The following is a 14256-nucleotide window of genomic DNA, read 5'->3' as shown; positions in this document are numbered from 1 at the left end:
CAACTTTCCAATCAAGGAATCCCACAATGCTGATCACCAATCTTCTGCCCATGCTGGGCAGCTATTCGCTCGCCTTCGATCTTGTCGCCGGCGATGACGGTGTCGTTACCCTCATCATCATTCCCCGCGTCGCCGAAGGCAAAACGCACAAGGCCGAGGCCGGCGAGCTGCGTCCGATCTCGATCACAGCGACGGCCGCCGAGATCGATGCAGAGCTTGCGAAGGGCGCCGAGGGGGCGCTCGGTGGGCTGATTGCCACACGCATGGCGCTTGCCGATCAGATCGCGACCCAGCGGGACGCGGCCGAGGCCGCGCGCGCGGCGTCTGCGGAGGCGGCGAAGGCAAAGGCGGCATCGGCACCCGCCAAGCCGGTAGTCGCAGCGAGCACGCCGGCCGCGCCAGCGGCGGGCGCCCTGCCGGCCGATGCAAAATCGGAGGAGCCCGCCAGCCTCTGGTGATCGGAAGCAACCGACACCCTTTGCAATTCCAACAAGGACATTCCGATGCAGATCGACCATCTTGCCCGCGTCTACCGCTATGACGGTATCGACCTCCCGCAGCCGCCGCACCTTGCCAATGACCCGCAGGGGCTGCGCGCCTACCACGCCACCCTCTACCCGGCGATCCTCAATGCCGACCTGGTCGATGCCGGGGTTACTGGCGGTGTCCACGTCACCGAATATCGCCGAGCTGTCGGCACCAAGGGCTGACATGGCGCGCGTTCAAATGGCGGCCATCCCCGCCGCACCGCGCTGCACGCTGCTCCATTGGATCGAGAACGACCATGGCAACACTTCCGAACTCTCCCGGCCTGCTTGCAGCAAACAAGCCCAGGCCCTCCATGCGAAGATCATCCTCGACGCGGGCACGCGCGAGGATGGTCCTGCCGATCCTATCCCGCCACCCACAGGACTCTCCCTTCCTCCGCTCGGCTGATCTGGCAGGACGGACCGTCCATATCTCCCCTGATATTCCGGTGATGTTCGATCGACCTTTGGCGGCCCACCATAAGCTCGTCGGCAGTTGGGTCGCCTCGAAAGAGCAGGAGACAGTGCACCGCACGCGCCCTGAGGCGCGCCGACATATCGAACGGGTCTTCCAGACCGAGGTCCTCGAAAGCTTGCGGAGCTGCACGATCGCGGACCTGCGCGTCGTCGTGCTCAACGGCGAATCCTGCGGGGCGCCGGCGGTCGCGATCGTCTGCGACAGTGTCGGGCAGCTCGATCTCGGATGGATCGAGGACAGCAAGCGGCCGATCCCGTGGCGCGCGGCTGCGTATCGGGTGCTCGAGCGCACGCTCGGAAGTGCTCTCCCGATCTTCTGCTACGATGACCTCTTCGACAACATCTCGATGTACTATTGGGACGGCGAGACCGAGGACGCCGCTGCGCGCGAGGCCCTCGTTGCGCTCCATGGGGCTGACGACAGCGAGATCGCGGCCCAGACCATGCCGTCCGAAATGAACGCCAGGCGGCCAGAATGGATGCTCGCCGCGAGGGCAGCGCCCACGTCGAAGTTACCGACTGCCCTTCGTCGGGCTCTGCGCGAATTGCGGGATGCCCACGCGGCGCTCACCAATTTGCCTGACGAACATCACGCCTGGCGCCTCGAGATGGATGTTCTCTACGAATATGTCCCCGGTATCGAGGAATGTTCGCCGCTTCCGCCGCTGACACTCGTTCCCGTCGAACAGTTCGCGGTCGAGGTCGACGACGTCGGGCGTCACGGCATGGAATATGGTTTCATGGACGTGACGGGCCTTTGCCCAATGACGCACTCCACCGCGATCGATGTCTGGCATGCGTCACTCGCCGCCGGCGCGCGGCTGCTGCGGGCCGCCAAACATCTCATCGAACTCTATCCTCCCGAATAACGAGGCCGACATGACTGACCATTGCGTGCAGTTCGAGCGAACCGCAGGCGGCATGATGCTGACCAACGCCATCCTGCTCTACAGAAGCGACGGGGCTCGCGGCCTCGGCTCGCATCTTACCCCTGGCGAAGATGCCGAGGCATTCGCCAGCATCCATCAGATCGAGCACGACGCTATCGGCGCGCCGACCATCGCCGCTGGAACGCCTTTGACCCGGGCGCATCTGCGGCATTGGTCGCAGGCGCTCGGCCGCGTCGCCCCGCCGCAAATTCTCCCCGAAACGGTGCTTGTCGCCCATCCCGACCTGCTGGTCTGGTGGGTGCCCGCACAGGTGAGGACGGCCTATTTCGACCTCTCGGCGAAACTGGCTGGACTGCGTGCGCTTGGCGGCCGCGCGATCGTCCCGGTTGCCTATCCGGCACACGTCCTTGTCGCCACACGGCGCCGGCTTGGAGTCTTTGCGCTTGAGCGGAACGAGCGGCCCGCGGCCGAAACCGCCTTGCTTCATTCGCCGATCCTCAACGTCTTCCTCAACGGTTCCCTCTGCTGGGGTAACATTCCGAAGCCGACATCGCTGGATGTGTCCGCCATTCCCGAGTTCGAGCGCGCGCTTTTCGACTCCTGGTCGACCCATCCGAATCCGGGTCAGGAGCTGACGATCACGGGGAAGGGCGGTCTCGTGCGTCTCTGGGACACCCTCGCAGCGACCCGCGCGACCCGCTTCCCGGTCAAACGCTTGAGGCCGTTCCTCGGAGATCGTCGCCAGACCGCCCCGCGAGGCGCCGCCAAGGCCGACCCAGTGACGCTCGGCGACCTCATCTACGGAAGGTCCGGCCGATGACTGCCCTCGCCGAAGACCCGACCGCCGCCGCGGTACTGGCGGAGGCGCCTTGCTATCCCGTGCCGCCGGATGGGCGATCACCCGCGATCGAGGCCGTTCGCGAAGCCCGAGCAGGCAGCTGCCTCGCAATCGGCCGCGATGGTGTCTGCCTGATCTTGCGCCGGGCCTGGCTGGCTCTGGATCTGCCCGTGACACCGCCGATCCCGGCCTACCTGCCCTACGGGAGCATTGGAGTTCGCCGCGCGGACCTGCGTTGCGGCTTGATACCGGCGGAGCTGCTGCGGCAAGTCCTCGAGCACTTTCGCGCCGCGCTGCCCAACGAGGCCGCCGCCTTCATCCTCTGGGATGAGGCTAATCGGCGATTCTGGGTCGACTTCCCCCAGATCGACCGCGCGACGCCGTCACACCTCACTTATCGTCCGCCTGCGCTGCCGCCGCACCATCACCTCATCTGCGACATTCACAGCCATGGGCACGGCGCGGCCTTCTTCAGCGCAACCGACGACGCGGACGACGCGCACGCGACCAAGATCGCCCTGGTTGTCGGACGTCTGGGTCATACGGACGGCCCCGCATTTGCCTCGCGACTGTGCGCCGGAGGGATGTTCCTCCCGCTGCCGCGAAGCCCTTTTTTCAGGAGACGATCATGACCTCTGAGACGCCCCTTCGCCACTATCTGCCTGCGGCGCTCGGCAACCGCGCGATCAAAATCGTGCTTGTGGGATGCGGCGGCAACGGCGCGCAGATGCTGATGGGGCTCGCCTCGCTGGATACGGCGCTGCGGGCGATTTCGTCGCGTTCGCTCGATGTAACCGTCGTCGACGACGATATCGTCAGCGAGGCCAATCTTGGCCGGCAGCCCTTCTTCAGGTGCGACATCGGCAACTCGAAGGCCCGGACGTTAACCGAGCGGATCAATCTCGCCCACGGTCTGGCCTGGACGGCGGTGCATGGCCGGGCACCCGAGGCCGCGAAGCTCGACGGCACCGACATCGTCATCACTTGTGTCGATACCGCATCGGCGCGCCGGAGCGTCGGTGCGGCCATCGCCTCGGCCAGGAATGCGCCGGCCTATTGGCTGGATCTCGGCAACCGCGCTGGCGACGGGCAATATATCATCGGTTGCCCGAACGCTGAGCCCGAGGCCGGGCACCAGATCCTCCCGACAGTCCTCGAATATTTCCCCGAGGTCGCGAACGAGAGCCTGCCTGACGACGACGCGCCGTCGTGCTCGATGGCCGAAGCCCTCGAGCGCCAGTCGCTTTTCGTGAACCGGGTGGTGGCGAGCCACGCGCTGGCCCTTCTCTTCGATCTCGTTGGCCGCGGATCGATCGGCCACGCGGGCGCGTTCATCAATATCGCCACCGGGCAGGCCGTGCCGATCCCGCTACCGATCGCTGCTTGAATCTTCGGTCGAGCCCGAGGCCGGCCACGGGAGAAAGGGGAGGGGGAGAGGGCCGTTTGAGCGGATTTTCGCTCAAGACCGGAGGGCCATCCCATGACTTACGACGTCGCCATGCGCCACCAGCAGGCGCTCGACCCCAGCGCGCTGATCACCGTCGGCACCACCCTCCACGCGATCGGAGCCGCGATCAAGGATTGCCGCAACGCCGGCAAAGACGCCGAAACCGATCCCGCCGTGATCCTGCTCGTTCGCCACCTCAGCGCAGTGTGCGAAGATCGTCCGTCCAATCTCGAGCTTCGGCGCACCTGCATGGACCAGATCGCCGAAATCCGCCGAACGCCGGTCCTGCGCAACCTCGCCTATCGGGGCGTGAGCCATGACGAGGCCGCCAAGCGGCTCTTCCATTCGGAGGGCCGCACCGCAATGCGGCGCCTCGCCGACGCGCTGGGCCTATGCGACGGAACCTATGACATCCGCTCCAGCAAGGGCGGCCCTGCGGTTTCCGGCGAAATCACGCTCCATGGCGAGGAAGCATGGGTGCAGCTCTCGCTTGGCTGTTCGGGCCCGGGCCGGGAAGTCCTCTATCGCCGGGTTCGTGGCCGCGATGATCACTGCGGCGCGCGCAATCACTGGGCATCGGTCAATGATCTCATGGCGCCCGACCGTTTCGCCGACCGTCTGCGGCGCGACCTTCGTCTCACGCCGCCGGTCGAACAGCCGATGCGCCTCTTCGCCTGATCTCGACCGAGGCCGACCACATGATCCATGTCGAAAAAATCCCGCAGTTCGACCCCTGTTCGACTGCCACCTGGCTGGCCCGGGGCCGCGCACCGGAACATGCCGAAGCGATCGCGAAAGCCTGGCGCGACTTTCCGGACCTGGCGCCGACGGCTTCACCTGAAGATCGCATGGCGCACACCCGCGCGCGCGTCCAGGCGATGAAGCCCGTCAACGACGCGATTGCCGCGCATAGCGAGGCCGAGCGCCAGGCGCGCAATTTCAGCTTCACCGAGGAGCGCGCCGTCTCAGGACGCGGTGATGACCGCGATGCGGCGATCCTGCGTGGACGCGATCGTTATGGTTATGACTGGAATCTCGCGATCCGCTATGCCGATGGCTGGTACGCGGCCCATGTAGGTTGGAACCATTGTTCGCCGTCCAAGGCCGCAGAACGCCCGGCCTATGACTGCGGGTTCGCCGACGGCGGCGGCGACGTTGACGATCTCTTCGACGCGGCGCGCCGGGCCAATCGCGCTGCCGAACGAGCGCCCATCTCGATGCAGTCGCGGGGTGCGGTGCGATCGCTACCCTCGGACTGGCCGAAACCCAGCGACCGGCCCCGACCGACACCATGGTCGCGGCGGGTTATCATCCTGGGCGATCATCCGGCGGCGGCGCTCGGCCGAGGCGATATTTTGGAGCGCTATCGTAAGACAGGCGGCCGCTGCGGCGGTCACGCCATCATTCTCACCGCCACCAAGGGCTTCATATCCGGTGTGACCGCGCAGCCCGAGGCCGAGGAACTGACGGCGGAGCGGGCCGACGAGCTCATTGCCAGTCCCGAGCAGGAGGACCGGCTTCGCGCGCTCCTCGCCGGCATCGACATCGAGGATATCCTTGTCGCGCTGCACGGCGAATATCTGCGGGTTCTCGATACCCATTCGGCCGCATTGCCAACCTGTCGGAATCGCGAACGCACGCGCAACACGCCGCTGCAGGTCAAGGCGCACGCGAAACTCTGGATGGATCGAGGCCGCGAGGCCGGGAGCAATGTCGGCGCTGGCCACATCCGTTGGTCCAAGGCGACCAAGGGCCTGACTGCGAAGCTAGGCGAGCTGACGGCGCGCTATCAGGGGCCGGCGCCCGGCAAGGGGCATCTCGTCTCGATCGAACAGGACGGCACCCTCGCGCACGGCTTCATCGACCCCGGCGGGAAACCCCTCGCGCCGACGCTCATCGTCGGCAGCAAGGCCCGGTTGCGCGACGAGATGGCACGCGCGCTCCGCCTGTTCGGCGGGGCGACGAGATTTGCCGCCCGCTAACATTCGAGGATCCAAAACATGGAAACGAGCCGCAGCCAGCGCTGGCGCGAGCGCCGGGCGCTCTGGGCCCGCGATCTCACGGTCATCGATCCCAAATCCTATTCCGTCGAGATCATCGGACACGATGCCGCGCGCGCTTTCATTGCCCGCCATCATTATCTGCCGACCTATCCTGCGGCGCAGCTCGCGGTCGGGCTCTATGGCGCCGGGGCAGTCCTGGAAGGCGTCGCCGTCTTCGCCGTTCCGGCCACCGGAGCCGTAATCACGCGGCACACCGGCTTTGCCGATCCGCTACGCGGCTGCGTGCTCGCCCGCCTGATCCTGACAGACGCCGTGCCCCAGAACGGGGAGAGCTTCTTCGTCGCGCGGGCCTTTCGCCATCTGCGCCGCGAGAAGCCCGGAATCGAGGCCGTGGTTTCGTACAGCGACCCAAGCGCCGGACATATAGGCCGCGTCTATTGCGCGCTCTCGGCGGCGCACCGCGCCATTACGAGGCCGCGAACCGTCCTGCGCGCCGGCGACACAACGATCGCGGGGCGCACGCTCTCGAAGATCCGCCTTGGCGAGCGAGGCCATGCCGGCGCCATCGATCAGCTCGTTTCGCTTGGCCTGCCCAGGCCGGAGTTCGGGGAGATGCCTGCGACATGGCTTTGGCGGCTGCAACGCGAACGCCATCTCGTGCGCCATCAGCAGCCGGGTCTCTACGCCTATTGCTTCGAGCTCACCCGCGAAGCCCGCCGGCACGGCCGCGCACTGCCGCGACTTCCCTATCCAAAGGCCCTGCCGTTGGCGCACCCCACCTTTCAGTTCGATCTTCGCATCGAGGCCGAGAACCGCACAGCCGGCCGAGAATGAGGGGAGGGGGATCTTGAGGGTTGCGGCGATGGGCCGCGATCGAGGCCGAGAACTCCATGCACATCCCAAGCAACAGACGAGCGGTCGATACCATTCTGGTCGCCGCCCCGCCGCCCGTGGTCCTGGCCTATGGGATCGGTGTCGATTCCACGGCGCTGCTGATCGAACTCGAGGCGCGCGGCGAGGCGCCAGACCTGGTGCTGAGCGCCGATCCGGGCGCGGAGAAGCCCGAGACCTACGAATATCAGCGGATGATCGCCGCGTGGATGCACGCGCGCGGGATTCCCTATGAGATCGTCCGCTACGTGCCCAGGCGCTTCAAGCACTGGCCGCCCTATTATTCGATCCTCGCCAATGTCCTGACCAATGCGACTTTGCCGAGCATCAGCCTGGGACGGCATAGTTGCAGCTTAGGTCTACCCATTGAAACTGTCTCCTTTGCGCGCGATGAGGGACGGGCCGACTGCCGCGCTAACCCAAAGAGCTGGCGGTGGTCGGCCCGTCCCTCGCGTCGCGCAGCGACGCTTAAGCGTCGCATGAGGCGCCGCACAAAAATGCCGCGCTTGTTATTCAAGCCATTCGTTTCCGAATCGATTTCTCTAGCGGAACGATGGCCGCCTCTGTAGAAGGTCGGAGAACAAAAGGGGGCCTTATGGCGCGGCGCGTTTTCTTCAGTTTTCACTTCGCGAACGATTTTTGGCGTACTCAGCAGGTGCGTAACATCGGAGCCCTCGAAGGGCAGACTCTTTGCACTGCGAATGCTTGGGAGGAGGTCAAGCGGAAGGGCAAAGCCTCCATCGAAAAATGGATCGATGACAACATGTACGGCAAGAGTTGCGTGGTGGTGCTCGTCGGTTCGGAAACAGCGAACCGGCCATGGGTGATCCGCGAGATCGTCAAAGGTTGGGACGCAGGCAAAGGCGTGGTGGGTATCCGGATAAACAAACTTCTTGGTCACGATGGGAACTCGTGCGTGGCAGGCAGCAATCCATTTGATGAAATAGGCTACGCCAATACAGGGAAGAAGCTTTCGTCCATAGTGAAGCTCGTCTCTCCTTCCGGAGCAGATAGCAAAGCCGCCTATGACTCGATTAAGAATGGGATCGAGACTTGGATTGAAGAGGCCATTGCGATCCGAGCAAATAACTGAAGTGCAGAGAATCGGAGATTTTGCGCGGAATTAAGAGCGGGCGGCAAGAATGATAGAATATATTACCAAATCCGAGCTTCGTAATTTCGCTGGCAAATTGAACATCAACGAGCAGGTAAACCTCAGGAAATCTGCTTCTTCTCGGGCGCTGTCGGGTGCTACATTTCTTTCGCACTCAAGCAAGGACGATGATCTCGTCGTTGGCGCCATTCGTGTATTAGAAGGGCACGGCGCCAAGGTTTATGTCGATGAAATCGACCCGGAAATGCCCCCATACACGACGGAGGAAACGGCAGGGCTGTTAAAGAGCCGTATTCGTCAGACCAAGCGCTTTGTCCTTCTTGCAAGCAAGAACAGCAAGGACAGTCGTTGGGTGCCCTGGGAGTTGGGCGTCGCGGATGGGTATAAAGGGTTGACGAAGATCGCGCTGTTCCCGGCATCCGACAGCGCGCATGAGCAGGCATGGGCGTCGTGGGAGTATCTGGGATTATACCGCCGCATCGTCTGGGGGGATCTACAGGGTCATCAAAAGCGCGTCTGGATGGTCCTCGACGAGAAAAGGAACACAGCTACCGAGCTTAGCGAGTGGCTGGCTGGTGAATAACGAGTTCCCGTCCCGTTTAAGCAGTGGCAGGGGGTTGCCAAAATCGCTTCTCAACGACATCCGGTTGGAGAGTTGGACTTTCGAAGCGCTCCTCTCGGACGGAAACGTCAAGGTGGCGGTGAAATAACGCAACATAGTCCCGGTCTTCCGCTAGGTCGGGCGATAGAGATTCAACCTGCGCCCCAACTTCAAGCGTCGCGCCGCCCGTGGAGACTACTGGAATCACTGCAGCGTCCGGTTGCAGGCGTCGAAACATTTCATATTCCTGTACAATCCCGCCCATACCCCCAATGAAAACTGCCGCTTTGAACTTGTGTTCGGAAAACATACGCTCGCGCATGGCCAGCAAGCTCTTCTCCCGATCCTTCTCAATCTCGTCCGTATAAACCACGTTGTTGAACCGCTCATTATCCTCGGGATACTCGTCCTTGAAATGGCGAGACTGGTAGAGCCGGACCCAGTGTCCGTAATTTATTCCTATGTCTTGCGAGACCACCCAGATCATTGGTGTTATTGCGGGTTGACCACCCCAAACAAGCAGCCTGCGTCCTAGCGTGACGTGCACCAAAGCGGAGACTGCGGCTGTAATCGCGACACTGTCAGCGGTCGCCGCATATTGTGGGCCTCGCTTCGGATCCGGCACGCCTGCCGAAAGAAAAATGGCCTCAGTCATGGTCAGTTCTCCCATGCCGCAAGAGCCCATCCGGCTTCGGAAACTTTAATCGTGCGGACCGCGCGAATATGCTCCCCAAGCCATCGGAGATGAGCATTCCATGCATCACGGATGCCGATATGATCGTAGACCAGTACCGGTATCTCCTGCTGTTCCGCTCGTCGCGCCTTATCGGCCACATCGTTCAAAATTTCAGCCGTGGGGATTCCGACGATCGGATATGCCCAGATCTTTTCGCCGTCCAGCAACCGCACGGCGACGGCCCGATGTGCGCCGACGCCTTCCACTGACGCACCAATTTTCTCGACGTCAGCGCGGAGTTTGCCGGTAATCGACATATATCGAGATGCGATGCTCCGGCTTCGTAGCCGCTCGACCTCCAGGACGATTGTATCCGCCGTTTTGGCTACTATTGGGCCATCTGGCCCCTCGAGTTCCTCTGGATCAAGATATATAGTCTCTGCAAGATCGGTCAGCTTGTTTGGCGTATGCTCAGGCCAAATTACACGAAGGACCTGGATCTCTTTCGCGCGCGCCCTTCCTATTTCCTGTCGAGTCCAGCGGCTATCGAAATAGGTAGGCGTGTCGAGCATAACCATAACATCAGAATCGACGAGCCTATGCCAAAGCACATCTTGGAACGGATCGCCGGGCCTAATGTCGTGCGTGTCCAAGAATACGTCGAATCCGCGGGACGCAAGGAGATCGTGAAGTTGCAACGCTGCTGCTCGGGATTCCACGCGCCGATAGCTCACAAAAACCCGTCGCTGTCGACGAAGTAAGCCCACGCATTCCAGCATTGCTGACGCGAGTTCAGTCATATTTGGATCGTCAGCGCGCCGCGTTAGCCCATTGATGGGCTGGAGAAGCGGGGGGATGTGAGCATTGAAGTCTGCGCCAGCGGCAATCGTTGGAATGATGGGCGCACTGGCCCGGATCAGGTCTTGGGCCGCTTCGAGATCTTGCTGGGCATTTCCTCCAAAATACGCACACGCGAATGCTGCTGGCTTGTGCCGCTCACCCAGCGTTGCCGCATTATGCACAACTACATCGTCCCCCAACGTCAATCCGAAGTCGGAAACGATATCCGTGAGCGTCGCTGTCAGTGTTGCACGCTCCTCTGGCGTTGCCGCACCAAGTATGGCCAGTTCATAGATACTCATTGGTGTCAGCGACCGGCCGCTTTTGCCGCAGTTTCGATCCAAGCCGGCATGTTGGCATAGCCGTTATCCCGGACCCAATCATATGTCCCGTATAGGTTCGACAGCGGAATATCTCGGCCATTCTGCTTTATTGTAAAATAACTGAGAGGGTTGGTCCCCTGTCGATCAGTTCCAAGTTGCGGATCTTTTACGCTATGGATGTCGATGGCCAATAGGCCTTTCCCAAGCTCGTAACTTCTCTTGATCTCGTGCCGGACCCATTCGCGATCATACGTCTCTGCGCCGAACAGCACCACAGTCACGGACGTGCCTTTGAGCTGCTCTTCGATCCATTTTTCTATGCCGCCCGCGCGTCTTTTTGCCTCTTCGAACTCTGCCTTGTCATAGAAAGGCTGCGCTTCGCCACCTGGACGAACCACCCAGGAATTGCGGACTTGCACGACCCGTCGAACGTCACGGTCATAGTGAAAGCTAAAGAATACCCGACGCGCCACCGCTTCCCCCCTCGATCATCGTCCACTCATATCAAGGCGGACGCCAGGTGTCAGCAGGCGCGGTGAGTGCTTGGGGTAGGCTGGTCGAAGCGACACCCTTCGGCATGGCGAGGAAAGCGCCCATTCCATCGAAATGCGTCGGCCAAATCGAGCATGTTGCGCTACTTTCGAAATCGCACCTGTGCGGGCGAGGGAGATGGCCCGTGGTATCAGTGATTCGGGCTGCCTCTGGCGTGCCCAATGTCCCCGCTGGCTTCCCGATTCTGTTCGACGCCGACATGGCGATCATCGAGCCGGCCTTCGTCTGGCTCATGGAGCATGCAGAGCTAAGCGGCCGTGCCCACGCCTCCGAAACCGTGCGGACCTACGGCGAGCATCTCCACGACTGGTTCGACTCGCTCGAACAATCGGGGATCGAATGGCGCGAAGCCGACGAACGCGTCATCGCCGCCTATCGCAACCGGATGCTGGAGAATCCCAGCACGCATACCGGGCGGCCCTATGCCCGGACCACGATCAATGCGCGTGTCTCGACCGTCTGCCGCTTCTATGGCTGGGCGCTCGATAAGGGGCTGATCGACCACTGCCCGTTCCGGTTGACCGAGAAGATGACGCTGATGCTCGACGGCGCCTATCGCCCAGGCTTGCAGCGGCGCCAGGTCAATGAGCTGATCGTCTCACGCCCGGAAAAACTGCCGCGACCGCTGCGTGCCGACGAACTGGCACGGCTGTTCGCGCATCTGAGGCCTACCGCCCGACTTGCCGCGCAATGGGCGCTTGGGGCGGGTCTGCGTCGCAAGGAGCTTTGCGCGCTCGCCCTCGACCAGATCCCGGATAGCTGGCCACTCTACCTCGACAGCGATCCACTTGTCGGCGTGCCGCTCCATATCACCAAGGGCGACCGGCCAAGGACGGTCTATCCGCCGCTTCGGCTGCTTGATCATACACACTGGTATGCGGGCGAGGATCGCGCCCGGATCGTCCGCGGTATCCGCCGTTCCGACCGGGGCTATCGCGCGCCGCCTAATCTCCTGCTGAACGAGCATGGCCGCGCCATGACGCGAAAACTCCTGACGGCGCAGCTCGCGGAAGCGTTCGCGGCCGCGGGACTTCAGGGCACGCTGCACTGGCTGCGGCACACCTTCGCGATGGCGATGCTGGCCCGCCTTCAGATCCAGGCCCGCACCAATCCCGATCTCAACCCGCTCAAGGTCGTGCAGGTGCTGCTCGGCCATGCTTCGATCACAACCACCGCGATTTATCTGCGCTGCGTCGAGCTGCACGAGCGCGACCTGAGCGAAAGCCTCGCCTATCTTTATGGCGAGCTGATCCCCGCCGATGGCTAGGGGCCGCCTCGATCGCACGCTGAGACTCGATCCGGCACCGGCGAACCATCCGGCGGAGGTCGTCGAGATCCAGTTCCGCGACGAATGGGGCAAGATCGTCCAACGCTTCGACCCGGCGCTGTTCGGGTTGCCGGACGATATCAGCGCCGCCATCGCCCGGGCTTTCCGCGATCATGATATGGCATCCAGCGTCGCGACCCGCACCGCGCGCTGGTTCGCGATGCGCGTGTTCGGTAGGTTCCTGCGCGAAGACGCGCGTGTCAGGCGCGCGGCAGACCTCGACACGGCAACGATCCGCCGGTTCATCACCTGGCTGGCGATGCCCACTGACGGGCGCAGGCGTGGCGTCCGCTCACAATCCGGTCAGTTCGGTATGATCCGGCCCGTCCTCAAGCGCGCGATCGCGGACAATCCAGGCTTGTTCGCACCGGGCTTCGCCGTTCCCAACAATCCGATCCCGCTCGCCGGCGTCCAGCGGTTACCGCAAGACCGGCTGACACCAGCCGCAATGCGCGCCCTGCTGGCAGTCTGCTATGCCGAGATCGACACGGCATGGGCCAAGTTCCAGCACGGGCAAACCATCGTCAATCTTCCGAACGTGCCGCTCCATAGTGGGCGGACCGCCGAACGGGATCGCTGGATCTGGAAGCTCCATCGCCGCGGCCACGGCATCATGCCGATCGACCGAGGCTTGGACCTTAACAAGCCCGATCGGCAGAGGATCGCCGAGGTAGGCGGGTTCCGCGAGCTCGAGGGTTATCTCCACCTCACGACCGACACGCTGGTTGCGTTCTATATCGTGCTGCTGATCCAGACGGCGGCCAACGCCGGTCCGCTGCGCCAGATCAAGCGGGACTGCCTCGTGCCGCATCCGCTCGAGCGGCATCGCGTCATGGTCGAGTGGGTGAAACCTCGTGCCGGCGGCAAGGTGAAGCGCATGCAACGGCGCTCGTTCGACAATCGCCGACCCTATGCGGCGCCGCGCCTGATCGAAAAGCTCCTTGCGATGACGGCGCCCCTATTACCGCATGTGGAGCCGTCCAAACGCGACCGGCTGTTCCTCCACCGCTTCCTCATGACGACAGGACGCCTCGAGCGCGAGCATCACGCCGGTCATATCGTGCAGGCCACGTTGCGATCGGCAATGTTGCGCTTCTACGAACGGCATAATGGCGCGATCGCCTCCTGGAACGATGCGCATCCGGGCAAGTCCCGTTCCTTGCTTCCCGACTTCTCGCCCAAGCTGTTCCGCAGCAGCATGGCAAGCGCCCACTACACAGCGTCGCAGGGCGATATCATGGCGGCCAAGGCGGTCCTCAATCATGCGAATGTCGCCACCACCGACATCTATGTCGATGGCGAGGCCGTCCGCCGCCTCGAACGCGATACGATCGCTCGGCTCCAGTCGCTGATGATCACATGGGTCACCGGCGAGACGCCCGCCCATGACTCGCAACATCAAGGGCCGGATACCAGCGCGCGGGTGACGGCGCTGTTCGGCCACGACTGCCTTCGACCGGTCGACGGCGGGCAGGCACAGCCTGGCCGCGTGTGCCCGAAACTGGGAGGCTGCCTTGCCTGTCCAGGCCTAATCGTCCCGATCGACCCGGGTCATCTGGCGCGCATTGTCCAGGCCACCATGCATCTTGAAGCGGCGCGGGAACGCATCGACCCGATCCGGTTCAGCCTCTTCTATGCCCCCAGCCTTCGGGCGCTGACACAAGACCTGCTGCCGGCGTTCCCGCCCGAAATGATGCCGGACGCGGAACGGCACATACCCGCCTTGCCGCCGCTGCCGGACCTGGAATAG

General features: G+C 63.0%; 16 protein-coding genes and 1 pseudogene. 14 read left to right on the top strand and 3 right to left on the bottom strand.

Annotated features, from left to right (window positions below; translation table 11 throughout):
• Positions 1 to 26: 26 nt before the first annotated feature.
• The 12 genes and pseudogenes from SAMIE_RS21245 to SAMIE_RS21190 all read left to right on the top strand — a co-directional run bounded on the left by SAMIE_RS21245 (position 27) and on the right by SAMIE_RS21190 (position 8770).
• Positions 27 to 458 carry a PRTRC system protein E gene (locus tag SAMIE_RS21245; RefSeq protein WP_030090565.1) on the top strand — a complete coding sequence of 144 codons (432 nt, stop codon included), beginning with the start codon at positions 27 to 29 and terminating at the stop codon, positions 456 to 458.
• Between the two features lie 45 nt (positions 459 to 503).
• Positions 504 to 710 carry a PRTRC system protein C gene (locus tag SAMIE_RS21240; protein WP_030090566.1) on the top strand — a complete coding sequence of 69 codons (207 nt, stop codon included), beginning with the start codon at positions 504 to 506 and terminating at the stop codon, positions 708 to 710.
• 167 nt (positions 711 to 877) lie between these two features.
• Positions 878 to 1873, top strand: a complete 996-nt coding sequence (locus tag SAMIE_RS21235) for a hypothetical protein (protein ID WP_228227686.1) — start codon at positions 878 to 880, stop codon at positions 1871 to 1873.
• A 10-nt stretch (positions 1874 to 1883) separates the two neighbouring features.
• On the top strand, positions 1884 to 2714 hold the full coding sequence (locus SAMIE_RS21230; protein ID WP_030090568.1) for a PRTRC system protein B: 831 nt from the start codon (positions 1884 to 1886) through the stop codon (positions 2712 to 2714).
• Positions 2711 to 3364 carry a PRTRC system protein A gene (locus tag SAMIE_RS21225; protein ID WP_030090569.1) on the top strand — a complete coding sequence of 218 codons (654 nt, stop codon included), beginning with the start codon at positions 2711 to 2713 and terminating at the stop codon, positions 3362 to 3364. The genes SAMIE_RS21230 and SAMIE_RS21225 overlap by 4 nt, the downstream gene beginning before the upstream one ends.
• A complete protein-coding gene (locus SAMIE_RS21220) occupies positions 3361 to 4119 on the top strand; it encodes a PRTRC system ThiF family protein (RefSeq protein ID WP_030090570.1) in 759 nt (252 codons plus the stop codon). The genes SAMIE_RS21225 and SAMIE_RS21220 overlap by 4 nt, the downstream gene beginning before the upstream one ends.
• A gap of 93 nt (positions 4120 to 4212) precedes the next feature.
• Positions 4213 to 4857 carry a hypothetical protein gene (locus SAMIE_RS21215; protein ID WP_030090571.1) on the top strand — a complete coding sequence of 215 codons (645 nt, stop codon included), beginning with the start codon at positions 4213 to 4215 and terminating at the stop codon, positions 4855 to 4857.
• Positions 4858 to 4877: 20 nt separating this feature from the next.
• Positions 4878 to 6161, top strand: a complete 1284-nt coding sequence (locus tag SAMIE_RS21210; RefSeq protein WP_066703984.1) for a hypothetical protein — start codon at positions 4878 to 4880, stop codon at positions 6159 to 6161.
• An 18-nt stretch (positions 6162 to 6179) separates the two neighbouring features.
• Entirely contained in the window at positions 6180 to 7016 is an 837-nt protein-coding gene (locus tag SAMIE_RS21205) for a Mom family adenine methylcarbamoylation protein (RefSeq protein ID WP_030090573.1), read from the top strand.
• Positions 7017 to 7072: 56 nt separating this feature from the next.
• Positions 7073 to 7429, top strand: a pseudogene (locus SAMIE_RS21200) (hypothetical protein); the annotation flags it as partial.
• 239 nt (positions 7430 to 7668) lie between these two features.
• Entirely contained in the window at positions 7669 to 8166 is a 498-nt protein-coding gene (locus tag SAMIE_RS21195) for a TIR domain-containing protein (protein ID WP_048939410.1), read from the top strand.
• A gap of 49 nt (positions 8167 to 8215) precedes the next feature.
• Positions 8216 to 8770, top strand: a complete 555-nt coding sequence (locus SAMIE_RS21190; RefSeq protein WP_048939385.1) for a toll/interleukin-1 receptor domain-containing protein — start codon at positions 8216 to 8218, stop codon at positions 8768 to 8770.
• Positions 8771 to 8786: 16 nt separating this feature from the next.
• On the opposite strand, the gene SAMIE_RS21185 is transcribed toward SAMIE_RS21190, so the two are convergent.
• The 3 genes from SAMIE_RS21185 to SAMIE_RS21175 are packed head-to-tail and all read right to left on the bottom strand — an operon-like array spanning position 8787 to position 11100.
• The gene (locus tag SAMIE_RS21185) at positions 8787 to 9443 is read right to left on the bottom strand and encodes an SLOG domain-containing protein (protein ID WP_048939386.1); all 657 of its coding nucleotides are present in this window, start codon (positions 9441 to 9443) and stop codon (positions 8787 to 8789) included.
• A gap of 2 nt (positions 9444 to 9445) precedes the next feature.
• A complete protein-coding gene (locus SAMIE_RS21180; protein WP_048939387.1) occupies positions 9446 to 10606 on the bottom strand; it encodes a toll/interleukin-1 receptor domain-containing protein in 1161 nt (386 codons plus the stop codon).
• Positions 10607 to 10611: 5 nt separating this feature from the next.
• Positions 10612 to 11100 carry a TIR domain-containing protein gene (locus SAMIE_RS21175; protein WP_020819452.1) on the bottom strand — a complete coding sequence of 163 codons (489 nt, stop codon included), beginning with the start codon at positions 11098 to 11100 and terminating at the stop codon, positions 10612 to 10614.
• Positions 11101 to 11303: 203 nt separating this feature from the next.
• On the opposite strand from SAMIE_RS21175, the gene SAMIE_RS21170 reads away from it, so the two are divergent.
• Both SAMIE_RS21170 and SAMIE_RS21165 read left to right on the top strand, forming a co-directional pair.
• A complete protein-coding gene (locus SAMIE_RS21170) occupies positions 11304 to 12446 on the top strand; it encodes a tyrosine-type recombinase/integrase (protein ID WP_048939388.1) in 1143 nt (380 codons plus the stop codon).
• Positions 12439 to 14256 carry a site-specific integrase gene (locus SAMIE_RS21165; RefSeq protein ID WP_048939389.1) on the top strand — a complete coding sequence of 606 codons (1818 nt, stop codon included), beginning with the start codon at positions 12439 to 12441 and terminating at the stop codon, positions 14254 to 14256. The genes SAMIE_RS21170 and SAMIE_RS21165 overlap by 8 nt, the downstream gene beginning before the upstream one ends.

The organism is Sphingobium amiense (assembly GCF_003967075.1).
Classification (GTDB): Bacteria; Pseudomonadota; Alphaproteobacteria; order Sphingomonadales; family Sphingomonadaceae; genus Sphingobium; species Sphingobium amiense.
This window is presented reverse-complemented; position numbering and strand designations above follow the sequence as displayed.

Bases quoted from the DNA above. Each gene is read 5' to 3' on its own strand.
- SAMIE_RS21245 (WP_030090565.1), top strand. From the start codon at position 27: ATGCTGATCACCAATCTTCTGCCCATGCTGGGCAGCTATTCGCTCGCC.
- SAMIE_RS21240 (WP_030090566.1), top strand. From the start codon at position 504: ATGCAGATCGACCATCTTGCCCGCGTCTACCGCTATGACGGTATCGAC.
- SAMIE_RS21235 (WP_228227686.1), top strand. From the start codon at position 878: ATGGTCCTGCCGATCCTATCCCGCCACCCACAGGACTCTCCCTTCCTC.
- SAMIE_RS21230 (WP_030090568.1), top strand. From the start codon at position 1,884: ATGACTGACCATTGCGTGCAGTTCGAGCGAACCGCAGGCGGCATGATG.
- SAMIE_RS21225 (WP_030090569.1), top strand. From the start codon at position 2,711: ATGACTGCCCTCGCCGAAGACCCGACCGCCGCCGCGGTACTGGCGGAG.
- SAMIE_RS21220 (WP_030090570.1), top strand. From the start codon at position 3,361: ATGACCTCTGAGACGCCCCTTCGCCACTATCTGCCTGCGGCGCTCGGC.
- SAMIE_RS21215 (WP_030090571.1), top strand. From the start codon at position 4,213: ATGACTTACGACGTCGCCATGCGCCACCAGCAGGCGCTCGACCCCAGC.
- SAMIE_RS21210 (WP_066703984.1), top strand. From the start codon at position 4,878: ATGATCCATGTCGAAAAAATCCCGCAGTTCGACCCCTGTTCGACTGCC.
- SAMIE_RS21205 (WP_030090573.1), top strand. From the start codon at position 6,180: ATGGAAACGAGCCGCAGCCAGCGCTGGCGCGAGCGCCGGGCGCTCTGG.
- SAMIE_RS21195 (WP_048939410.1), top strand. From the start codon at position 7,669: ATGGCGCGGCGCGTTTTCTTCAGTTTTCACTTCGCGAACGATTTTTGG.
- SAMIE_RS21190 (WP_048939385.1), top strand. From the start codon at position 8,216: ATGATAGAATATATTACCAAATCCGAGCTTCGTAATTTCGCTGGCAAA.
- SAMIE_RS21185 (WP_048939386.1), bottom strand. From the start codon at position 9,443: ATGACTGAGGCCATTTTTCTTTCGGCAGGCGTGCCGGATCCGAAGCGA.
- SAMIE_RS21180 (WP_048939387.1), bottom strand. From the start codon at position 10,606: ATGAGTATCTATGAACTGGCCATACTTGGTGCGGCAACGCCAGAGGAG.
- SAMIE_RS21165 (WP_048939389.1), top strand. From the start codon at position 12,439: ATGGCTAGGGGCCGCCTCGATCGCACGCTGAGACTCGATCCGGCACCG.